Source organism: Pseudofrankia sp. EUN1h (assembly GCF_001854645.1).
GTDB classification, from domain to species: Bacteria; Actinomycetota; Actinomycetes; order Frankiales; family Frankiaceae; genus Pseudofrankia; species Pseudofrankia saprophytica.
Genome location: NZ_MBLN01000009.1, coordinates 1 through 19,351, shown reverse-complemented (window position 1 = coordinate 19,351; position 19,351 = coordinate 1). Strand labels below are relative to the sequence as shown.

Here is a 19,351-nt window from a genome sequence, read left to right as displayed (position 1 = left end):
CAACTCGGCTACCACGTCACCCTCCAGCCCGCCCCCGTTCCGGCACCTGGGTGACGAAACGGGGCCGACTCACTGAGTTTTCGAATCAGGCGGTGCGTAGGGCGGTGACGGCGGCGCGGCCGATGGCGTCGGCGGTGGCGGCCGGGTCGGTGAGCCGGTAGGCGGTCAGGCCGCTCATCCAGCGGCTCAGGTGGTCGGCGTTGGTGAGCCACAGCAGGGCGCAGCCGGCGGCGGCCAGTCGGTCTATCCGGGCCCGGCCGACTGTCTGCTGGTAGTCCCCGGCGAAGATGCCGTCGGATATGACGACGAGCAGGCGGGCGCCGTCGCGGCGGGACAGGCCCAGGGTGGTGTCCAGGGTGTCGACGGCGCCGACGAAGTCTTCGGTCAGGTCTTCGGTCTGGAATTCGGTCACGTGGGTGGGGGCGCGGCCGGCGCGGGCAAGGGGGCGGACGTGTTGGCCGAAGATGACGGTGGCGCTGTGGGCGTCGGGTAGGTGGCTGGTGGCGCGGGCGAGGATCCAGGCGGCGGACGCGACCGGGCCGGCCGCCATCCGCATCGAGAGGGACACGTCGGCGGCGATCCCGACCCGTAGCGGCGGGCTGGGGGTGGTCCGCCGCAAGGTGCGGGTGAACGGTTCGGCGGTGGGGACGGCCCCGGCGGCGCGTTGCGCGTCGGCGGCGAGCGCCGCGCGCATCCGTAGCCGCCCGGGCGGCGTCGCCGACGTGACCGTGCGGGTGGTCGGTTCACGCCGGGCGGCGGTGCGAAGGGCACGGGCCAGCTGGCGGGCGGCGGTCTGTTCGCGCGCGGTGGGCGCCCGGCGGCCGGCGAGGTTGGTGTAGCCGTCCGCGAACCGATGATCATCGCTGACCTTTGACGCCCTGTCGGCGTGGCGCTTGGCGTCGGCGCGGGTCGTCCTTTCCRCTTCCCGGTCGCCACCAGACGGCCTGTCCGGTGGCTCATCGTCGCGGCGGTCGGCTTCGCGCACGGCGCCGAGCGCTTCGCTGACCGCCCGTGCCAACGGTGACGGTTCGCCTTGCGGCCCCGCCCCTTCGCCCGGCTGACCGGCGTCGGTAGCTTCGCCGGGGGCGGCGGGGGGCGGGTCGGGGTTGATCCCGCCGATGTCGCACCAGCGGCGCCCGAGAGCGACCATCGTGTCGGCGTCCTCGTCGCCGGTCCTCAGCGCTTCGCGCCACACTGTCTGCAGGTCGGTGAACTTCTCCTCGCCCAGGATGTCGGCGACCGCCGTGTGCACCTTCGCGGTTTCGTCGGCGTCCAGGACGCCCGCGTCCACCCGGGCCAGCAAAAGGGTCGCGGCCCGCGCGGCGTCGGCCGCCGTCATCCCCCACGCCAACGCCGGATAGGCAGCGGCCGGTGCGGTAGCCGCCGGATCCGTCGGGTCTGGCGGGTCTGGCGGGTCTGGCGGGGTGGTGGGGGCTGCTTCCGGACCCGGGGCTGCTTCCGGATCTGGGGTTGGTTCCGGATCTGGGGTTGGTTCCGGATCTGGGGTTGGTTCGGGGGTGGGTGGGGTGAAGTCGGCGAGGATGAGCTGGGTGATGGCCGTGCGTATCCAGCGCCGGCTGGTGGGCCGGCGGGCAAGGTGGGCGGCTTCGATCCGGGCTTCTTCCAGGATCAGCGCCGCTTCGGTGACCGGGGCCGGGGTGCCCGCCGGGGGCCGCCAGCGGGTGTGGTCGGCGTGGCTGGTTTCGTGCGCGAGCAGCCCCCAGACCACCGGGTAGCGGTCCCGGTCGGCCGGCCGCATCGGGTCCAGGCCGGTCGGGCTCAGCCCGTCAAGGTGGGTCGCGTCGATTTCGATCAGCCCGAGGTGGGGCAGGTAGCAGGCGGGCGAACCCCGGCCCGCGCCCGGGGCGCAGTTGACGATCACATCGTCGCGGTCGGTCAGGGCGGGCAGCGCGCCGGTGAGGCGGGCGGACAGGATCAGCCAGTCTTCGGGTAGTTCGACGATGCCGGTGGCGGTCGGGTCGTCGTGTAGACGGGTCATCACGGGCTCCCAACAAGATCGGATCAAGGGTGGGGCCGGCCCCGGGCTTTCACCGGGGCGGTGCGGGCGGGCGGGCCCGGGGCCGGCAGGGAGGGGGTTAAAGCTGGCGGCCGAGAGCGAGGGGGTTGATCGACTTGCGGTAGACCGTCTTGACCACGTCCGCGACGACGTCGCGGTCCTCATCCGGGGCCTGTCCGATCAGGTTCGCGGCGGCGACGTCCTCACCCAGGGCGGCGGCGACCTTCTGAAACGCGATCAGTTCCCGTAGCTGCGGCGCCCAGCCGATGCCGCCGGCTTCCCGCCGCCGGGCAAGGTCACGGGCGACGTTGACCGCACGGGGGCTGATCCGTAGGGCGCGGGCAAGGTCGTAGTCGGACGTGACTTTGATCTGCACCGCGAACCGCGACGACAACGCTTCGGTCAGCACCGCCCCGTGCACACCGGGGTTGTGGCCGCCGCACAGGTAGAACCCCGGCGCGGCGGTGATCGTTTCGCCTTTGTGGGTCTTGACCTGGATCTCACCCCGGCCATCCATCGCCGGGTATACGCAGGCCAACACCGCCGGGCTGATCAGCGTGGCGTCGTCGATGAACAGGCAGCGGCCCTCGATCATGGCGCGTACCAGCGGGCCGTAGACGAATTCGTAGCCACCGCCGGGGGCTTGGGTGTATTCCCCGAGAAAGTCACCCACGGTCGTGTCGCCGTCGCCCGCGATCGTGATCAGGTCGGGGTGCGCCGCTTCGACCAGCGACGTCTTCCCGGTACCCGGCGGCCCGTATAGAAGGACCGGCACCCCGGCGGCCCGAAGCTTGCGCAGCGCTTCCACGTCGGGCAGCCCGGCAAGCTGGCGGGGCCGGTAGATCCCCCCGCCCGGGCGGCGTACCGCCCCCGGCGGCAACGCCGGATCTGACGCTGCTGCCGGGCGGGGTGCCGGCGCGGGCGGGGTGTCCGGCGGGGTGGGCGGGATGGCCTTGGGTGTCCGTGGCCGGGGTGGTGCGGTCGGCTTCGGCGGGGCGCTGTAGGCGGCGGCCCCGGTCAGGCCAGTGGCACTGAACTTGCGCGGCTTGGCGCTGGTCAGCCGCGCCGCGCCATGAGCGGCCAACGTGTCCAGCGCGTTGCCGACCGCCCCGGACGACCGGCCAGCCAACGCCCGGGCGATGTCACCGGGCGTGTGCGCACCGGGATGAGACACCAGGAACGCGGCGACCTGACGGCGCAGCTCACCTGGCGACAGCCGGGGCACCTTCGCCGGCGGCGCGGCGACGTCCGGGGCCGGACCGGCCGGCGGCGCGGAAGGCGGGGTAGGTGCGACGGCGGCGGCCGGTGGATCAGAAGGGGGCGGGGGTGTGGGGTCCGGCGGGGTGGCCGGCGACGGCACGGCGCTCATGGGTACGTCCTCCCAGGCATGGATGTGGGGGTGGCGGGCAGGGCGGGGCGCGGGCGCGGCCGGTGGGCGGCGCGTCCGAAGGCGGGAAGGTGACGGTGATCAAGTGGCCCGGGCGGCGGGTCCGACCTGGGCAGGTCGGACTTCGCCCACCGTCCGGACCGGCCGGCGTGCGGGGACCGGGGCGGCAGGCTGGTAGCCGTCCGGCCCGATGACCGGGCACAAAGGTTCGCCGTCGCGGTGTGACCAGGGCTGGCGGACACGGCCCGCCACCACCGGCGTGGTCGGCGTACGTGGCACGACCGGCTCATCGCATTCGGGGCAGACCATGGTCACGGTCGCGGGCACGGCACACCTACCTTCTACCTACAGGGGGGCGGGAAAGGATTTCGGATTCGGGAATCCGGCGGGGAAAGGTCCTATGCCTTTTCGCCGTTCGCCGTGTTCCGTTTTCCGACACCACAAACGCTAGCTCGCCGAATCGGTATTCGGGAAGCCCCTTTTCAAGACTTTTTAGCCGAACTAACGAAAAGAGTCATGAAAAACGGCTTGCCCATTCATTCCGCGAGAGGTAGCCGCGTGCGCCCGGATAGAAAAGGGCGTAGAAAGTCATGGGAACTGCTTGCTGCCCGACGGGGCGGGCGGTAGCCTTTTAGCAAATGCCCACGTAGAAAGGCGGTGATCCCCGGTGCGACGCCACGCGATGAGCGCGCACGTCCGGGCGGTCGCGCCTTTCGACCGCGCCGCCGGCACGGTCGGCCACGCGGGCCCGTCAGGCCGACGTCCAGGCCCACGTGCGGGGCAGGGACCGGGCCGTAGGGCCGGGATAGCCGGCTGGGAAGGACACACGTGCGGCGGGCGTCCGCCCCGGTAGGGGTGGGCGCCCGCCGCACGTGTGTCCTTCCTCGTCGGCGAGCCTGGCCGGGCAGGTGAGCCCCCAGCGGGCCGCTGACCTGGGGTTTTGGCTGCCGATCCGTCCTCGCTCTTAAAGAGCGAGGGGTCTTTCGTGGGTCTTCCTTACCCCTATGGAGGGGTCTTTTCCGGCCCCGTTTTGTGCAGGGCGGCGCCGCCTCCGGCTGTCGGCCGTCGGGGCACGGCGTGCCGGGTGGACGCGGCCCGGCTCGACGCACCCGACGCGGCGGCCAATCCGCGCCGGCCGGTCCCGGGTTTCATGGTAGCGCCGTTCACGCATTCCCGGGACGGCTATTTTCCAACGTATTTAGCTCCTGGTTCTATCCGACGGAATGGCGAGGTGGGATTTCACGGCCGCGGGTCCGGTGGTCGGGGAAAGGGCGCATCCCGGTCGTCACTGTCGTCGTTATCTTCCGATTCCGCGTCGGGGAATGGGGCGGGGCCGGTGGGGGTGCCGTAGCGGTCGGCGAGCTGGGGCAGGGTGGCCCGTCGGGTGGCGTCCAGCGGTAGCCAGAGCGCCCGGGCCGCTTCCAGGTCGGCGGGTCCCTCTTCGGGCCGGGTCGCGGACAGGGGCGTCGGGCTTGCTGTGGCGATCGGAACGGTGCCGTGCGTGGCCGCGGTGAGCCGCGCTCGGAGGGCGATTTCCCGGCCTGCGGACGGCAGCCAGATCAGCAGCGGGCTGGCGATGCCGCTGGCCTCAGCGAGGCGGGCGTAGCCGGGAAGTTTGCCCATCACTTGAGTGAGGGATTCGCTGCCGGTGTCGTATTCGACGTGGAAGTCGAGGCGATGGGTGGGGGTGCGCCAGGTGCCGTAGCCGTCGGGGCGGACGAACGCTCCCCACAGCGCGGCGGCCCGTTGTTCCGACCACCAGACCGTCAGCCCATGGGCGGCGGGCAGGGTACGGCTGGCATGGGCCCAGGCGGTGAACAGGGTGTTGGTCCCGACGAGGTGCGCCAGGCGCGGTGAGGTGAGCAGGGTGAGCAGCCGGTCGCGGCGGTAGCCGAACTCCGCCGGCGTGACCCCGCGCTGCGCCGCGAGGATCCGGGCGCCGGCAGGGCCGAGGGTGTAGTGGTGCGGCCCGGTGGTCGGGCCGTAGTAGCGCCGGGCCCGGTCGAGGACCTCCAGACGGTGTAGCAGCGCGAGGCGGCTCTGGGCGGTGCGTGGGTTGGTGAAACACAGCCGGCTGATCTGCGAGCCGGTCAGGACCTGATGTTCTGCGAGCATCGTCAACAGCCACCGGTCGCGCGGGGTCAGCCGGCCCGCGACCTCCCACAGCAACCGATCCCCCGACGCCGACCGTGGCGCGCGGCGGGCCGTCATGACGACCCACCCGCCGGCCGGCGGCGGGGATCCCCCGCTGGTGCGGACGTGGGTGCGGCGGCGGCGGTGCGCTGGCGGGCGGCCTGGCGTAGCTGCCCGGCCCGGCCTGGAATTGCGGCACGAAGTGGCCGGGTCCGCAGGGTGAACGCCGTGGTGTCCGCGGAGTGCACGACGAGCCGGGCCGCGGCGGTGAACGCGGGGAGCCGGGCCAGGTCGTGCTCGGAGAGGACCGGTGCGGTGTGGCGGGCCAGGGTGCGGGCGTCCTGCGGCGAGCACGCGAACACGATCTTCGTGCGGGCGTTCGTGGCGAGCGCGTCCGCGAGCTCGGTCGGCAGCTGGCGCAGGTGCTGGTGGGCAAGGACGAGACCAAGCCGGTAGCCGCGGGCCTCGGCAAGCATGTCCTCGATCGACCCCGGCAACGTCAAGAAGTTCTGACACTCATCCAGTGCGACCGTCGCGTCCGGCCGATCATCGGGAGCGCGCCGCGCCCTGGTCAGGACGGTCTGCCAGACCTTCGCCAGGACGATCGAGCCGACGATCTGGCAGGCGTCCTCCCCGACGGTGCCCTTCGGGATCCGGCACAGCAGCAGCCCGYCGTGGTCGAGCACGTCGGTGAGATCGACCGTGGAAGGCCCCGCGGCCAGGGCCTGGCGGGCGAAGCGGCGTAGCAGCAGGGCACGCAGTTTGTTCAGCACCGGGCCGATAGCCTGGGCGCGGGCGCCGTCGGACAGCGAGGCGTACCAGGTCCAGAACCCGGCGAGGATCGGGTCGGTGATGCCGGCGGTCGCCTTGCGCCGGGCGGCCGCGTCGGTGAGCACGGTGACGACGTCGAGCAGCGTCGGCACCGCCCCGGCGGCGGTGTCTGGGCGGGTGAGCAACGTGAGGCAGGTCGCGCGCAGCAGGTCGTCGGTGCGGGGGCCCCAGCTGTCGGCCCAGATCCGGCGGAAGATCCCCACCAGCTGGTCGGTGGCCAGGTCCGGGTCGGCGCCGTCGAGGATGTTCAGACACGGCGGCGGGGCCTGGTCGTCGGGGTCGAGCAGCACGACCCGGTCGGCGACGTCGGCGGGTAGCCGGGCGAGCAGGTCGTTGACCAGGTCGCCCTTCGGGTCGATGACGACCGTGCCCCGGCCAGCCTCCGCGTCATCGAGGATCAGATTCGCCAACAGCGTCGACTTACCCGACCCGGTCGCCCCCAGCACATGGACGTGATGGCGGGCGTCGGCAACCCGCAAGCCGACGGGGCGGCGCCGCCCGGCGTCGGTGTCCCCGAGGATCTTCACGTCCGCGCCGTTGTGGGGGATCGCGGCGGGGGCGGGTACCGCCGCCGCGCCGGCCCGGGCCAGGCCCGGAACAGCGGTGTCCAGGGGAAGGTGCGCGAGCGCCGCGAGCTCGTCGACGCCGACCAGCCCGCCTCGCCCGAGCCGGCGGGCGGCCAGGGTCGGGACCGGGTGGGCCAGGCGGGCGCGGCGCAGGTAGTTGTGGCCGGAGTAGAGCGCGAACGCGGACGCCAGCGCGTGCGCCCGGCCCCGTAGCACCCGTGTCGCGGCCTGCGGGTTGGCGGGCTGGTGGATGGCGGCGGCGTAGAGGACGGTGACGGCGAAGCGGGGACCGATCGCCTTGACCCCGATCGCTCGGGAGGCGGCCGACTCCTCCGGCGAGGTCGGCACCCGGCCCGCCCGGGCCCCGGAGCGGGGCGGGCTATGCGGGGTCAGCAGGTCGAGAGCGTCGGACAGCAGCCYGGTCAGTGCGCTGGGGGGTTGGTGGCCGCGTTCGCGGGCGGCGTCGCGGCGGGCGGCGGCCAGCCGGCGGCCCGTCACCGGACGGACGAGGACCTGCACGACCGCAGTCTCGCCGTCGCCGAGGTCGGCCGCGGCGGACAGCAACGCCCGCACCGGATCCCCGCCCGAGTCGACGCGCAGCGGCAGGACGTCACGGCGGCCGAAGTACAGCCGCCCACCGACCGCCGCCGCGCCGCCGTCCAAGGGTGGGGTGGCGGGCTGGGTGGTGGTGCGGGCGCCGGGCCAGGCGGCCTGCACCGCCCGCTCCACCAGCCCCGGCGGCACCGGGCCAGGAACCCAGAGGCGAAACGCGGTCCCGGCCTGGCTGGCGACGATCTCCCAACCCAGGTGTGGCTGGCCGTAGATCAGCCGGGCCAGCGGCGGGCGCAGCAGCCCGGCCATCTGTCCCCAGAACGCGCCGGCCGCCTCCGACCCGACCTCGGGCGGGACCAGGACCTCCACGATGCGGGCGTCCCGCGTCAGGCGGGCGTGGCGCAACCGCGCCTGCACGGTGATCAGCACCTCGGCGAGCAGCACCACGGCAGCCAGCGCCGCCCCGGCTGCCAGCCGGTGGCCGCCGGCCAGCCAGTCCACCCACGACGCCATCGGGAACAGCACCCCAACCGGATCGTCAATCACCCGAGAGAAAGCCACCGGAAACGGGGGCGGGGGAAGGAAAGGTGGACCGGACACGACGGCCTCCACAAGCGTCGGGACGAGCAGCGGCAGGACGAGAGCAGGTAGGTCAGCAGGGGTCGGCGTCCTCGGCCGGCGGCGGGGCTGCGGCTGGGGATTGCCTGCGGACCMGGCGCTGCGACGCACCCGTCAGCTGCGCGGCGGGCCGCAGGAAGTCCGAAGAGCGGACGGCCTCAGACGGATCGGTTGTGATCATGGAATGTTCGGCGGCTGAGGCGACGGCGCGAAACGCCGCCCGCCGTCCAGGCCCGGCGAGCAGCAGCGCGTCCCCGGGACGGGCCGAAAGAAGGTGGGTGGTCTCGCCGTCGGAGAGCGCGAAGACGTCGGCGACGTGGCGGGCGGCGGAGCTGTCCTGACGCAGCAGGATGTGGGTGGCGGCGTTGGCGACMACCGCCCGGCCGAGGTCGTTCGCGAGCAGATCCGCCGCGTCCTGGGTCACCACGGCCAGGCCGGCCCAGTGCTTGCGGGCGGCCTTCGCGAGCTGGTGCAGAAACCGGGCGCCGGCGGGGTGGGCCATCAGCAGCCACGCCTCATCGACCACGACGAGCCGGCGGCACCGCCGGGCCGGGTCCGCGACGGTCCGCCAGATCGCGTCGAGGGTCAGCAGGGTGCCGGCGGCTTTGAGCTCATCAGGGAGCTGACGCAGCGAGTAGACGACGAGGTGTCCCTCGGGACTCACCGAGGTCGGGGCGTCGAACAAGGCCCGGTGGGTGCCCTCGACGAACGGACCGAGCCGGCCCGCCAGCACGGTCGCGGCCGGGTCGGGGTCGGCGGCCAGGGYGGTGGCGACGTCGCGCAGCAGCGGGGCCGGCCGGGTCCAGCTGGCCGGGTCGGCGGTGATGTCGGCGGCGCGGTAGGCGGCCAGGATCGCCCGGTCCAACGCCGCCCGCCCAGCCCCGTCCAGTCCCTCACCGTCGGAGCGGCCCGGCGGGTTGTCGCCGGTGAGCAGGGTGGTGATCAGGGTGTGGCAGAACAGCGCTCGGCGGGTGAGCAGGTCCGGGTCGTGGCGGGCGTGGACGGGCAGGTCGAGCGGGTTGAGGGTGACGCCGGGTGCGCCGAGGGGCAGGTAGGTGYCGCGGACGGCGGCGGCCAGCGGCGCGTACTCGTCTTCCGGGTCGACGACGGCGACCTCGACGCCCTGGTAGAGGGAACGCAGGACGTCGAGTTTGGTCAGGTAGGACTTGCCGGCGCCGCTTTGGGCGAGGGTGACCGAGTTGTAGTTCGGCTGCGCCCAGCGGTCGTGCGCGACGAGGCCGGCGGAGCGCAGGTTCGTGCCGTAGACGACCGGACCAGCCCCGGGCCGGTGCGGGTCGGGCAGCGGCAGGTCGGGGGTGGAGAACGGGAACCCGGCCGCGAGCGCCGCGGTGTCCATCGTGCGGCGCAACCGCAACAGGTCCGACCCGAGCGGCAACGTGGACGCCCAGCCCACCAGGGTGCGGAAGGTGGTGGGCTGGACCGCGAGCAGCAGGCTGTGCGCCAGCGCCGTGACCCGCGCCTTCTCCTCCGCGAGTTCGTCGGCTCTGTCGGCGTAGACGGTGGCGTAGAGCGCGAGGGTGAACATCTTCGCCTCACCGCGGGCCAGCCGGCCGGCCAGATCGGCGGCGTCGAACGTCGCCGCGTCCACCAGCGGATCGGCGAGCCGGCCCGAGGCGCTGTCGGCCCGGCGGCCGGATTCGAGGCGGGCGAGCTGACGGCGCAGCCGGACCGCGGCGAGCGGCGGTGGGATCGGCTCCACGTGCAGCGCGACGTCGAGGCGGCCGGGGTAGGCCAGCAGTGGCTCGAGCCAGCCTGGGCCGACCTCGCGGGGGTAGCCGACGACCGCGACCGTCGCCGCGTACGCCCCACCGACCTCTACCTGCCGTGCCGCGACCCGCAGGCCCGGAGGAGTCCACAGCAGCGGCCCCGCACTCGACGCCCCGCCGCTCTGCCGACGCGGCCGGCGCCGCGGTGGGCGGCTCATCGCTCGACTCCGGGCATCGGGTCGGACAGGTCCTGCCACCAGTCCCTGGACGGCGAGGGTGGTGGGCCGCTGATCGGACCGGTGGCGGTGACGGTGTCCGGCGACGGTGGGCTGCCGGGCTGGGCGAGGCCGGCGAGCAGCACGCTGACCGCCGCCGCATCCAGCACCCGCACCGTCACCCCAGCCAGACCCAGCAGCGCAGCTGCCTCCTCCAGCCGACGCAGCGCCCGCCCGGCCGCGGCCTCCACCCCGCCCCGGCCCCGAACGCCGGCCGGGAGGGGTTCACGGGCGGTGAGCAGGATCTGCCGGGCCAGCAGCGTGCGCCCGGCAGCCAGCTCGTCGAGGAAGTTGGCATGGTCGACGGCGGCGGCGGCCAGGGCCGGATCGGGCAGGATCCGTGCCTGGTCGCGTAGCCGGGTGATGTGGGGGGCGAGGCGGACCGGCGTGGCGCGGATGGTGATCTGAAGCGGGCCGGCCAGGGCGTTGAGCGTCCGGGCGAACGCGGTCGCCTTCGCCGCCCGCTCCGCGACCGACCCCAGCGTCAGGTTCACCCCGTCGACCTCGGCGAGGACCGCGACCCCGTCCGCGCCCAGGTCGAGGACCCCTGCCGCGTCCACGCTGGTCGCCAGCGGCCGGGCAGGCGCCGCAGCGCGGCGCGCGCTATCGACGTCGGGCAACCAGCCCGCCGCCGGCGCTTCACCGCCGACACTGCTGTCATCGGTGGCGGGGAGGTACAGCTTGGGTTCCCGGGCATAGGAGGCCGCAGCGGCCAGGTACCGGTCGGCAGGTAGCCCACCCCACCGGCCCAATGCCACCGCGATCCCCGCCCCGGCGACCGGCACGCACACCGCCGCGACCGCCGCCACCGGCAGGTACGGCGACAGCAACCAGAACAGGCAGACCGCCATCAGCACCGCCGGGGCGACCAGGGCGAGCTGGCGGACGGTAAGCCCGGCCAGCACCCGGTCCGCCACGTTGATATCGGCAGGGATACGTACCCGCGACCCGTCCACGCCGCCGGTAGGCGGCGAGGCCGAGAGGGATGTTGAAGGATCGACAGGGAAAGTCATCAAAGATCACCCACAGGGCAGGAGGGAAAGGAAACGAGATCGGCGACGCGGGACCGCGAGGCGGACCCACAGACGGTGAATGCGGAACCGGGGCGGCGAGATACGCCGTCAGGCAGCACCGAAGAGCGGCCGCCTGGCTTGGTGTCAGGCGACGGCGGCCATGGCCCGGCGGATCGTGCGGTACTGGACCATGGTCAGGACCGCGGAGCGGCCTCCGCCGGTGGAGCGCAGCACGAGTTGGAGCACCCAGCCCTGCAGGCGTACGGCCACGTAGAACAGCGCCACCGCGACCAGGGTGTTCAACAACCCGTCGGTACTCGGCAGCCATGTCGGCCGGCCGTCGGCCGACAGCAGGACCCGGGTGCCGAGCAGGAGCAGCATCGACTGGCCGATCTGKATCGCCAGGCAGCCCCCGAACATCCGCCACCACAACGCGGCCAGGCCCTCGGTCCACGGCAGGCCGTGCCAGATCAGCATCAACGGCCCGCCGACCGCCAACCCCATCATCACGATCATCCGGATGATCCAGCCGACGATCAGCGCCACCGCCAACGCGAGYACGCCGAACTCCAGTAAGACCAGGTAGATCGGGACGAACGCGCCGACGGCCAGGTTCGTGGTGAGCATGGTGGTGACTCCGTCGGCGGTGACCTGCTGGCCGACGATCGCCCGGGTCAGCGCGTTGGCCAAAGTGGTGCCCTGACTCATCGCCAGCAGGCTCAGATGGGCCACGCCGAAGCCGATCGCCATCCGGGGCGCGAACTCCCGGGCCATCGCCCGGCCATGGACCAGGTCCTCCCCCATCACCGCGACCCCGCCCACGGTCAGCACGAGCAGGAACAGGCTGTCCGCTATGACCAGGCTGGCGCCCCACAGCTCGCGGATCCGGTCCTGCCCGGTCACGTCCGGCGTGGACAACACCGTCTGGCCCATCAGGTGCAGCACTGGCTGCGCGGCGTCCTGCGCGACCCCCACCAGCCACCTGTTGACCGCATCACCGACCAGGCCGGCCACGTCACCGGCCCCCGGCAGCCAGCCGAAAAGGCGATCGAGAAAGCCGCCACCCCCCGATCCCGGCTTCGGCGACGGGCCCGGCTCGGTCGATGTCGGCGTCTGCGGGACCTGCGGCTCCGGCTCGCTACCCGGCACGGCCGGCGCAGGCGGGGCCGGCGCGGGCGTCGGCGCCCCCGAAGGCGAGGGCGAGGGTGCTGGCGTCGAGGTGGGCGCCGTGACCGCGCCCGCCGGCACCGAACCCACCACCCCGATGATCACCATGGTTAGTGCTGCGACGAGCAGAGCCAGCCGGGCCCAGCGGCGCCGGTCGCGCCTCCGCCCGCTGCGCCACCTATCCCGGATGAACTGCGCCAACCGTGTTGGGACCGTGCCCATCGCGCCTGCGGCGGTCGGCACCGGGGCACGGGCGGGGCGGGGAAGCCGGGCGGTGCGCATCAGCCACCGACCACGGAGCGCAGCGCCGCCAGGATCAGTGGTGCCAAAATCGCCAGCCCGTAGCCGACCGCGGCGTTACGAAACGCCCGCTTCGCCGCGTCGATCTCGCCCGGATCGCCGTTCGCGGTCGAATACCGCACCCCGCCGATCGTGAAGAACAACGTCGCGATCGCCGCGAGGAACCCCATCAGCCAGTTCCGCAGGTTCGTGATCACCTGGTGCAGGTCCGTGTCCCGTGGCGCCGGAGCCGGAGCCGGAGGCGGCGGTGGCGGTGGCGGGGCCACCGCCGACGCCCAGGCCAGATCCGTGAAGATGACCCAGAACTCGACCGCCGAGACCACCAGCAGCGCCACCACCGCGATCAGGCCGCGGATCCGCCACGCCCGCCGCGACAAGGGCTCGCCGTCCCACGGCGCGGGGCCCGAACCCGCCGCCGCGATCAGCACCGTGCACGCCGCCAACGCGGCGGCGACCAGCGGGCGGCCCGCGACCAGCCACCACAACGCCACCCCCGGCCGATCCGCCGCCTGCTCGACCCCGATCACCATCCACACCCCACCGACCAGGCCGATCACCACGCCGAACCAGCCACCGGCCAGCCACCACCCCGCCAGCCGACGACCGAACCTGCGCAGCAGCCCCATCACCGCGCCGTTCGTGGGATGGAGATCCGCCGGGTCGGCGAGCTGCGGGGCGGGGGCTGCTTCCCTGGCGATGGGGATGAGCCGGGGCCAGGTGCTGTCCGACGAATCAGCCTCGAACTCGCCGGGTCCCGGGCCGCCCTGAACGCCACCCTCGGCTGGTCGGGGGCCATGCGCGGCCGGTAGGCCCTCCAACCTGGCCGGCAGCTGATCACCGAGGCGGCCGGCCGATCCGGCCTCGATCTCGCCCCCCGACCCCAGCGGCGGCGCCGGTAGCGCTCCTCCCGCATCGTGCGACCGAGGATGCGCGTTCTCCTGCGATCGCCGGTCCCTGTCCTCGCCCGGATCCCGCCCGGTCGGCGCGCTCATCGGAGCAGGCCCTTCGGGGCGAACCGGCCCTCGATGATCGCCTGGGCGAGCCGGCTCTCGGCCTTGGCCCGCCATACCGCCAACTCCTCAGCCGCATCTGGGTCCACCCCGGCCAGCGACCGGCCCTCCAGCCGGGTCTCGACGAGCAGCCGCTGCTCCACCTCGGTCACAAGCCCCGCCCGCTGCGCCTGGTCGAGGACCCGGCGCGGCCCGGGCCACCACGGCGACGGCGGGATCGCCGCCACCACCGGCAGCCACACCCCAAATCCCAGCTGCGCGGCGTCCTGGGCGGCCAGGGCCAGCCCGGCCCGCAGCCCCGCCCACAGCAGGGGCGCCTCCCGGGTCGGTAGCGACGTCCGGCGGGCCTGGGCGACGAACCCGGTCAGTACCTCACCCTCCGTATCCGCCCGCTCGACGGCGGGAGTGGTCAGTACGGCCGCGATATGCCGCAGCGGCGCGACCGCGAGCCCGGCCGCGCCGATCAGCCACGCCGGCTCGTCCCGCTCGGAAAGCACCGCGTTCCAGACCGCGTCGCGCGCCCGGACGGGCAGCGCGGGCTGGGAGAGAAGCACCCGCAGCTCGCGTAGGCCCACCTGCCGCTGCGGCAGGGCGGCGTGCACCGCCCGGCCGTCCAGCGACAATCCCGGTGGCGTCTCGGTCAGGCAAAGGAACGACTTCTCGGCGGTATCCAACGCTGAGCTGTCACCGGTCTCCGTCGTCATCACACAACGTCCCATCCGTGTGGGGAACACTGACGGGACCCAGAAAGCCACACCCCATCTGAAGGTGATCTCAACCCACAGCCGAATCTGTCGGGACCAGCGGTTTCAGGCAGCACACGTCGCGACTTTCAGATCACATTCAGATGACCTTCAGATCACGGCCGGACTGCACCATTTCATCGGCGCAAAGGGCGGAGGTGGCGGTTCAGATCACCTTCAGACAGCCCGTGCTGCAATACGCGGTGCATGCACCCAGGCGGCGCCTGCGCACGCCCACCCTTTCCTGTCGTTCGGATTCGGGTTCGCGACGCTCGGCGTTCCGCCGCCCCTCTTGGGAGCGTTGTTCCCCTTGCCAGCACAGCACTGGGCCGAGCTCGGCGACCCCGCCCGTCTCGTGCCCCTCACCGTCTGGACCACCCCCACCCCCACCCAGCCCGGGCTGTTGCCGCCGGCGGCGGCGGCCAGAGCTATCGCGACCTTCACCAGTTCCGAGGACCTCGTCCTCACCGTCGGCGGGCCTGCCGGGCTCGCCGACGCCGCGAGCTATCTGCAGCGCCGCCACCATGCCCTCGACACCGCGGAGACGACCTCCCGGACCGGGTGGAGCGGCCCGGCAGGGCTGGTCATCGACCACCCGACCCCGACCCCGACCGCGCCGACGACGCTCCTGCCACGGTTCGTCGGCCTCGCCGCACAGCTGCGGCCCGGCGGGTTCCTGCTCACCGTCCACCCACCGGCCAGCGGGCCGCTCGACCCACTCGCCGCGACGATCGCCGCCGCCCGGGCAGCCGGGCTGCGCTACCTACAGCACATCGTCGCCCTCACCACCCCGATCAGCAGCGGCGCGCTCACACCCCCGCCCGCCAGCCGCACCACCGCCGGTCAGTTCCTCACGGCCGTTCATGTCGACCTTGCGGTCTTCACCACCCCGGGAGGCCACCGTGCCTGAGCCAATCGTGCCCTCACCGCTGACGGTCTGGCCCGTCTCCCAGCACCATCCCCGCGTCCAGCGCAAGGACCGGTACACCCCCGCGTCCACCGCCCACCCGGCGAAGATGCTGCCCGCGCTCGCCGCCCGGCTCATCGCCACGTTCACCCGGCCGGGCGACCTGGTCCTCGACCCGATGTGCGGCATCGGCACCACGTTGGTCGAGGCCATCCACCTCGGCCGCCACGGCCTCGGCATCGAATACGAACCCCGCTGGGCAACTGTCGCCCGCGCCAACATCACCCACGCGGCAAGCCAAGGCGCCACCGGAACCGCCACCGTGCTCACCGGCGACGCCCGCGACCTATCCACTCTCGCCACCCAGTTTCCCGCCGTACACGGCCGACCCGCCACGGGAAACATCGCACTGGTACTCACCAGCCCGCCATACGGGAAAGCCACCCACGGGCAGGTCGACGCCCACCGCGACAACGGCGTCCACAAACGCGACTACCACTACGGCCAGYCCCGCCGCGGAAACCTCGCCCACAGCGACCTACCCGAACTGCTCACCGGATTCAGCACCATTCTCACCGCCACCGCCGCCCTCCTACGCCCCGACGGACTCGTCGCCGTCACCGTGCGCCCCTACCGCCACGACGGCGAACTCATCGACCTCCCCGGCGCCATCACCGAACGGGCACCCGCCAGCGGACTGGTACGCGCCGGCCGCGCCGAAGCCCTCCTCGCCGGCCTCCGCGACACCGGACTCGTGCCCCGCACCACCTTCTTCGCGCTGCACAACGCCCGCACCGCCTGGCAGACCGGACGGCCTCTACACGTCTTGGCGCACGAGGACGTCCTCCTCCTAACGCTCGCTCCTCGGCCCGACGGGCGGGCCGAGGAGTCCTTCGACCGCCGGCCGGATCCTGTCTGAACCGCCGCTGGCCTGGACATTCAGATAGCAGCCCGGCCGTATCGCTATCTGAAGGTCATCTGAATGAGGTTGCACCCACAACCATATTCAGATCACTTTCAGATCATCTTCAGGCAGGCGGCCTCCGCGCCAGCCCGGCGGCGGCCACGTCCCTGGGGCGCGTGGGCCGGCCTGGCCGGCCCACGCCGCCCGGCGCGCCCCGGGCACGACCGCGCCCTGGCGCGGGTTGGGCCGCCCGCGTCCCAGCGACCCCCTGGCACGGCCCGACCCTGCGCCGGCCGTGCGTCCCCGCTCGCAGGTATGGAGCGCCATGAAGCCCTGGACGGTCGCCGACATCCGCGCCCTCGGCGTCACCACCGACCTCGTCACCGCCGGCGAAATCCTCGGCATCGGCCGCAGCAAAAGCTACGAACTCGCCCGCCGAAACGAATTCCCCGTCCCGATGCTGCGCATCGCCGGCCGCTACCGAATCCTGACCGCCAACCTCATCACCTTCCTGCACATCGACGAGAAGACCGACCCGACCGCTTGACAGCAAAAACGCGGCGAGCGTAAATCGGCGCCGGAAACACCAATTACCCGCCCGATTTTCCGACCGGCGGGAAACACCTTCACACCTAGAAATGGTGAGACGTATGGATGGGACTATTTACAAGCGGTGCGGCTGCCGCGACGCGGGCGGCCGCCAGCTCGGCAACCGGTGCCCGAAGCTACGCCGCAAGGGCGGCGCCTGGCGCTCGGACCACGGGGCCTGGGTCTACCAGGTCGACCTGCCCCCGTCGGCTGACGGCCGCCGCCAGCTCGCCCGCCGGGGCGGCCTGACCAGCCAGACCGCAGCCGAAGCCGAGATCGGCCGCATCCGTGACCTGATCGCCGTCGCGGATGCCGACGACACCGCCACCCGGCTGCGGATCGCCGACCTCATCCTGGAAACCCTGCGCGCGAACCAGCCGCTGCCGGAGGTGGAGGACATCCGGCGCCGCTACCAGCGGCGCGCGGACCTCAACCCGACGATCACCGTCGCCGACTGGCTCGCCACCTGGCTGTCCGGCCGCCGCAAGATCGGCACCTCGACGGCCGCTGGGTATGCGGCGAACATCCGCCTGCACCTGAACCCCGCGATCGGCCACCTACGTCTGGACCGGCTCACCGTCGCCCACCTCGACGACATGTTCGACGCCATCGACACCCGCAACGACACCATCGGACGCATCCGCGCCACCGGCACCCCCGAGCAGAAGAAGGAACTCGCCGGACGGCGGATCATCGGGGCGGCGTCCAAGCAGCGGATCCGCGCCACCCTGCGCGCCGCGCTCAACCACGCGATCCGCGTCGGCCTGCTCACCCACAACCCCGCCTCCTACGTCGAACTGCCCTCCGGGAAACGACCCAAGGCGTTGCTGTGGACCGACGAACGGGTCACCCGCTGGCAGACCACCGGMGACATCCCGTCGCCGGTCATGGTCTGGACGCCCACCCAGATCGGAACGTTCCTCGACCACGCCGACACCGACGACCTATACGCCCTGTTCCACCTCATCGCCCACCGGGGCCTGCGGCGCGGTGAGGGATGCGGCCTGCACTGGGCCGACCTCGACMTGGCCCACGCCTCCCTGACCGTGCGCTGGCAGATCGTCCAGGAAGGCCCCGCCACCCACCTCCGCAAACCCAAGTCCGACGCGGGCGACCGGCAAATCCCCCTGGACGCCGGCACCGTCCGCGCGCTACGCGAGCACCGCACCCACCAGAACGCCCGCCGCCTCGAAGCCGGACCCAGCTGGCCCGACACCGGCCTCGTCTTCGTCGACGACACCGGCACATCCCTCAACCCCGACCACGTCTCCGACCGCTTCCGCGCGCTGCAGGCCGAAGCCGGGCTGCCACCGATCCGGCTCCACGACCTCCGACACGCCGCCGCCACCCTCGCACTCGCCGCCGGAGCCGACCTGAAGACCGTCCAGGAACTGCTCGGCCACTCCTCGATCACCATCACCGCCGACACCTACACCCACGTCCTGCCCGAACTCGCCCGCGAAATCGCCGAAAACGTCGCCCGCCTCATCCCCCGCACCCCACGACCCGGCCAAGCGTCCTAACCTCCCAGCCGGCCCGGCCCGCCCCGTACCAGCGCCCGGTCCCGCACGGGCGGCGACACGGCCCACCACCACACACGGCCGGACCCGGCGTACAAACGGAAAACACCCGGCCGGCCCGATATTTGACAGACTCGAAAAAGACCCGCCGGAAAGAGTTTCGTTCAATTTCCGAAGGACGCTTGACCGCGAAATAGACGGTGTTTACCGTACGAACACCCGGCCTATCGGCCGGACAAAGAACCCACACCCTTGAAGGGGTTTTTCCATGCCCACGGAAAGGCTGGTCGTGATAGTCACGGCCAAAGACGAGGACAATCCCGAACCCGCAACCGTCGACTACTACCCCGACGGCTGCCCCGAACCCAACCCCGACACCCCCGACGACTACGACCAGCCGCACCAGACAACCGTCTGCCCCGCCTGCCTCGACGAATGGAAAACCGGCTACCACCTCAGCCAGCGGGCGCTGTACGCCAGCCCCGACCCCGTCGGCACACCACCAACACCGACAAGCTGAACCACCCGCCACCGGGGCCGCCACAGCCCCGGGGGCGGGGTGGGACAACCCGCCAATGAGGCACCCACCGGGGCGCGGCCCGACACCGGGCCGCGCCCCGGCCCCGCTTCCACACCCGCACCCCGACGGCCAACACCCGGCGGATGCCTACCGTGCCACCCAATCGGTAGGACCCCGAGGCCGGCGTTACCCACGCCCGCGACGGGGCCGCCACGGCCCTCAGCCGCCCCGGACACCCCCGAACACCCACCACCCGCACCGTGCCCCCGCGAGACGGGTCTCGGCCGCGAGTCCATACCGGCACCCATCCCCCTCGATGCCACCCGGGCTGGGCGTAGGTGTCGACTACAGGCCCGTCACGTTGTCAATTGCGACTTAACCTTCAGACACGACCCGTTTACTGTCACTAAATGAACACTTAAGGTTACCAGACTTGCTGTCCGGTGATGCGCCTCCGGCGCCCGCCATAGGTTCCCCTGACGATCTTCCATTTCCGAGTGGACCTTCCACTTGCCGGCAATTGGAAGCCGCCGCCGGGAAGATCCCCGCGCGTGCGGGGACGACGCGATGTAG

The 19,351-nt window shown here is 72.5% G+C and carries 14 protein-coding genes; 5 read left to right on the top strand and 9 right to left on the bottom strand.

From position 1 onward, the window contains the following. Positions 1-85: 85 nt before the first annotated feature. The 9 genes from BCD49_RS41960 to BCD49_RS04700 form a co-directional block, all read right to left on the bottom strand. Complete coding sequence (locus BCD49_RS41960) at positions 86-1,999, bottom strand: hypothetical protein (protein ID WP_116439369.1); 1,914 nt, start codon at positions 1,997-1,999, stop codon at positions 86-88. A gap of 97 nt (positions 2,000-2,096) precedes the next feature. After that, positions 2,097-3,386 (bottom strand): AAA family ATPase, encoded by a 1,290-nt coding sequence (locus BCD49_RS04735; RefSeq protein ID WP_007512249.1) that lies wholly within the window; start codon positions 3,384-3,386, stop codon positions 2,097-2,099. 1,257 nt (positions 3,387-4,643) lie between these two features. Next, positions 4,644-5,615 carry a replication-relaxation family protein gene (locus BCD49_RS04730; RefSeq protein WP_007512250.1) on the bottom strand — a complete coding sequence of 324 codons (972 nt, stop codon included), beginning with the start codon at positions 5,613-5,615 and terminating at the stop codon, positions 4,644-4,646. Next, positions 5,612-7,999, bottom strand: a complete 2,388-nt coding sequence (locus tag BCD49_RS04725; protein WP_442960462.1) for a type IV secretory system conjugative DNA transfer family protein — start codon at positions 7,997-7,999, stop codon at positions 5,612-5,614. Before BCD49_RS04725 ends, BCD49_RS04730 begins: the two co-directional genes overlap by 4 nt. Before the next feature lie 139 nt (positions 8,000-8,138). Continuing rightward, positions 8,139-10,049 (bottom strand): VirB4 family type IV secretion system protein, encoded by a 1,911-nt coding sequence (locus BCD49_RS04720; protein ID WP_071041188.1) that lies wholly within the window; start codon positions 10,047-10,049, stop codon positions 8,139-8,141. Next, positions 10,046-11,119, bottom strand: coding sequence for a PrgI family protein (locus tag BCD49_RS04715; RefSeq protein WP_083401252.1), 1,074 nt, complete (start codon positions 11,117-11,119; stop codon positions 10,046-10,048). The genes BCD49_RS04720 and BCD49_RS04715 overlap by 4 nt, the downstream gene beginning before the upstream one ends. 144 nt (positions 11,120-11,263) lie before the next feature. Next, positions 11,264-12,094 carry a hypothetical protein gene (locus BCD49_RS04710; RefSeq protein ID WP_232793966.1) on the bottom strand — a complete coding sequence of 277 codons (831 nt, stop codon included), beginning with the start codon at positions 12,092-12,094 and terminating at the stop codon, positions 11,264-11,266. Between the two features lie 473 nt (positions 12,095-12,567). Next, positions 12,568-13,578, bottom strand: a complete 1,011-nt coding sequence (locus BCD49_RS44790) for a pilin (protein WP_007512255.1) — start codon at positions 13,576-13,578, stop codon at positions 12,568-12,570. Then, positions 13,575-14,300, bottom strand: a complete 726-nt coding sequence (locus BCD49_RS04700; protein ID WP_007512256.1) for a hypothetical protein — start codon at positions 14,298-14,300, stop codon at positions 13,575-13,577. The genes BCD49_RS44790 and BCD49_RS04700 overlap by 4 nt, the downstream gene beginning before the upstream one ends. A 349-nt stretch (positions 14,301-14,649) precedes the next feature. Between BCD49_RS04700 and BCD49_RS04695 the strand changes: the two genes are divergently transcribed. The 5 genes from BCD49_RS04695 to BCD49_RS04675 all read left to right on the top strand — a co-directional run bounded on the left by BCD49_RS04695 (position 14,650) and on the right by BCD49_RS04675 (position 18,778). Beyond that, positions 14,650-15,249: a hypothetical protein gene (locus BCD49_RS04695; RefSeq protein ID WP_007512258.1), complete on the top strand. Its 600-nt coding sequence runs from the start codon at positions 14,650-14,652 to the stop codon at positions 15,247-15,249. Beyond that, the gene (locus BCD49_RS04690; protein ID WP_083401251.1) at positions 15,242-16,165 is read left to right on the top strand and encodes a TRM11 family SAM-dependent methyltransferase; all 924 of its coding nucleotides are present in this window, start codon (positions 15,242-15,244) and stop codon (positions 16,163-16,165) included. The genes BCD49_RS04695 and BCD49_RS04690 overlap by 8 nt, the downstream gene beginning before the upstream one ends. 310 nt (positions 16,166-16,475) lie before the next feature. Continuing rightward, on the top strand, positions 16,476-16,697 hold the full coding sequence (locus BCD49_RS04685; protein ID WP_007512262.1) for a helix-turn-helix domain-containing protein: 222 nt from the start codon (positions 16,476-16,478) through the stop codon (positions 16,695-16,697). A 103-nt stretch (positions 16,698-16,800) separates the two neighbouring features. After that, positions 16,801-18,261, top strand: coding sequence for a site-specific integrase (locus BCD49_RS04680; RefSeq protein ID WP_071041185.1), 1,461 nt, complete (start codon positions 16,801-16,803; stop codon positions 18,259-18,261). Between the two features lie 265 nt (positions 18,262-18,526). Beyond that, positions 18,527-18,778, top strand: coding sequence for a hypothetical protein (locus BCD49_RS04675; RefSeq protein ID WP_007512265.1), 252 nt, complete (start codon positions 18,527-18,529; stop codon positions 18,776-18,778). Positions 18,779-19,351: the final 573 nt, after the last annotated feature.

What these genes read in the sequence shown, in the direction of transcription:
- BCD49_RS04730 (WP_007512250.1), bottom strand. Translation starts at nt 5,615, where the DNA reads ATGACGGCCCGCCGCGCGCCACGGTCGGCGTCGGGGGATCGGTTGCTG.
- BCD49_RS04675 (WP_007512265.1), top strand. Translation starts at nt 18,527, where the DNA reads ATGCCCACGGAAAGGCTGGTCGTGATAGTCACGGCCAAAGACGAGGAC.
- BCD49_RS04715 (WP_083401252.1), bottom strand. Translation starts at nt 11,119, where the DNA reads ATGACTTTCCCTGTCGATCCTTCAACATCCCTCTCGGCCTCGCCGCCT.
- BCD49_RS04700 (WP_007512256.1), bottom strand. Translation starts at nt 14,300, where the DNA reads ATGACGACGGAGACCGGTGACAGCTCAGCGTTGGATACCGCCGAGAAG.
- BCD49_RS04685 (WP_007512262.1), top strand. Translation starts at nt 16,476, where the DNA reads ATGAAGCCCTGGACGGTCGCCGACATCCGCGCCCTCGGCGTCACCACC.
- BCD49_RS44790 (WP_007512255.1), bottom strand. Translation starts at nt 13,578, where the DNA reads ATGAGCGCGCCGACCGGGCGGGATCCGGGCGAGGACAGGGACCGGCGA.
- BCD49_RS04735 (WP_007512249.1), bottom strand. Translation starts at nt 3,386, where the DNA reads ATGAGCGCCGTGCCGTCGCCGGCCACCCCGCCGGACCCCACACCCCCG.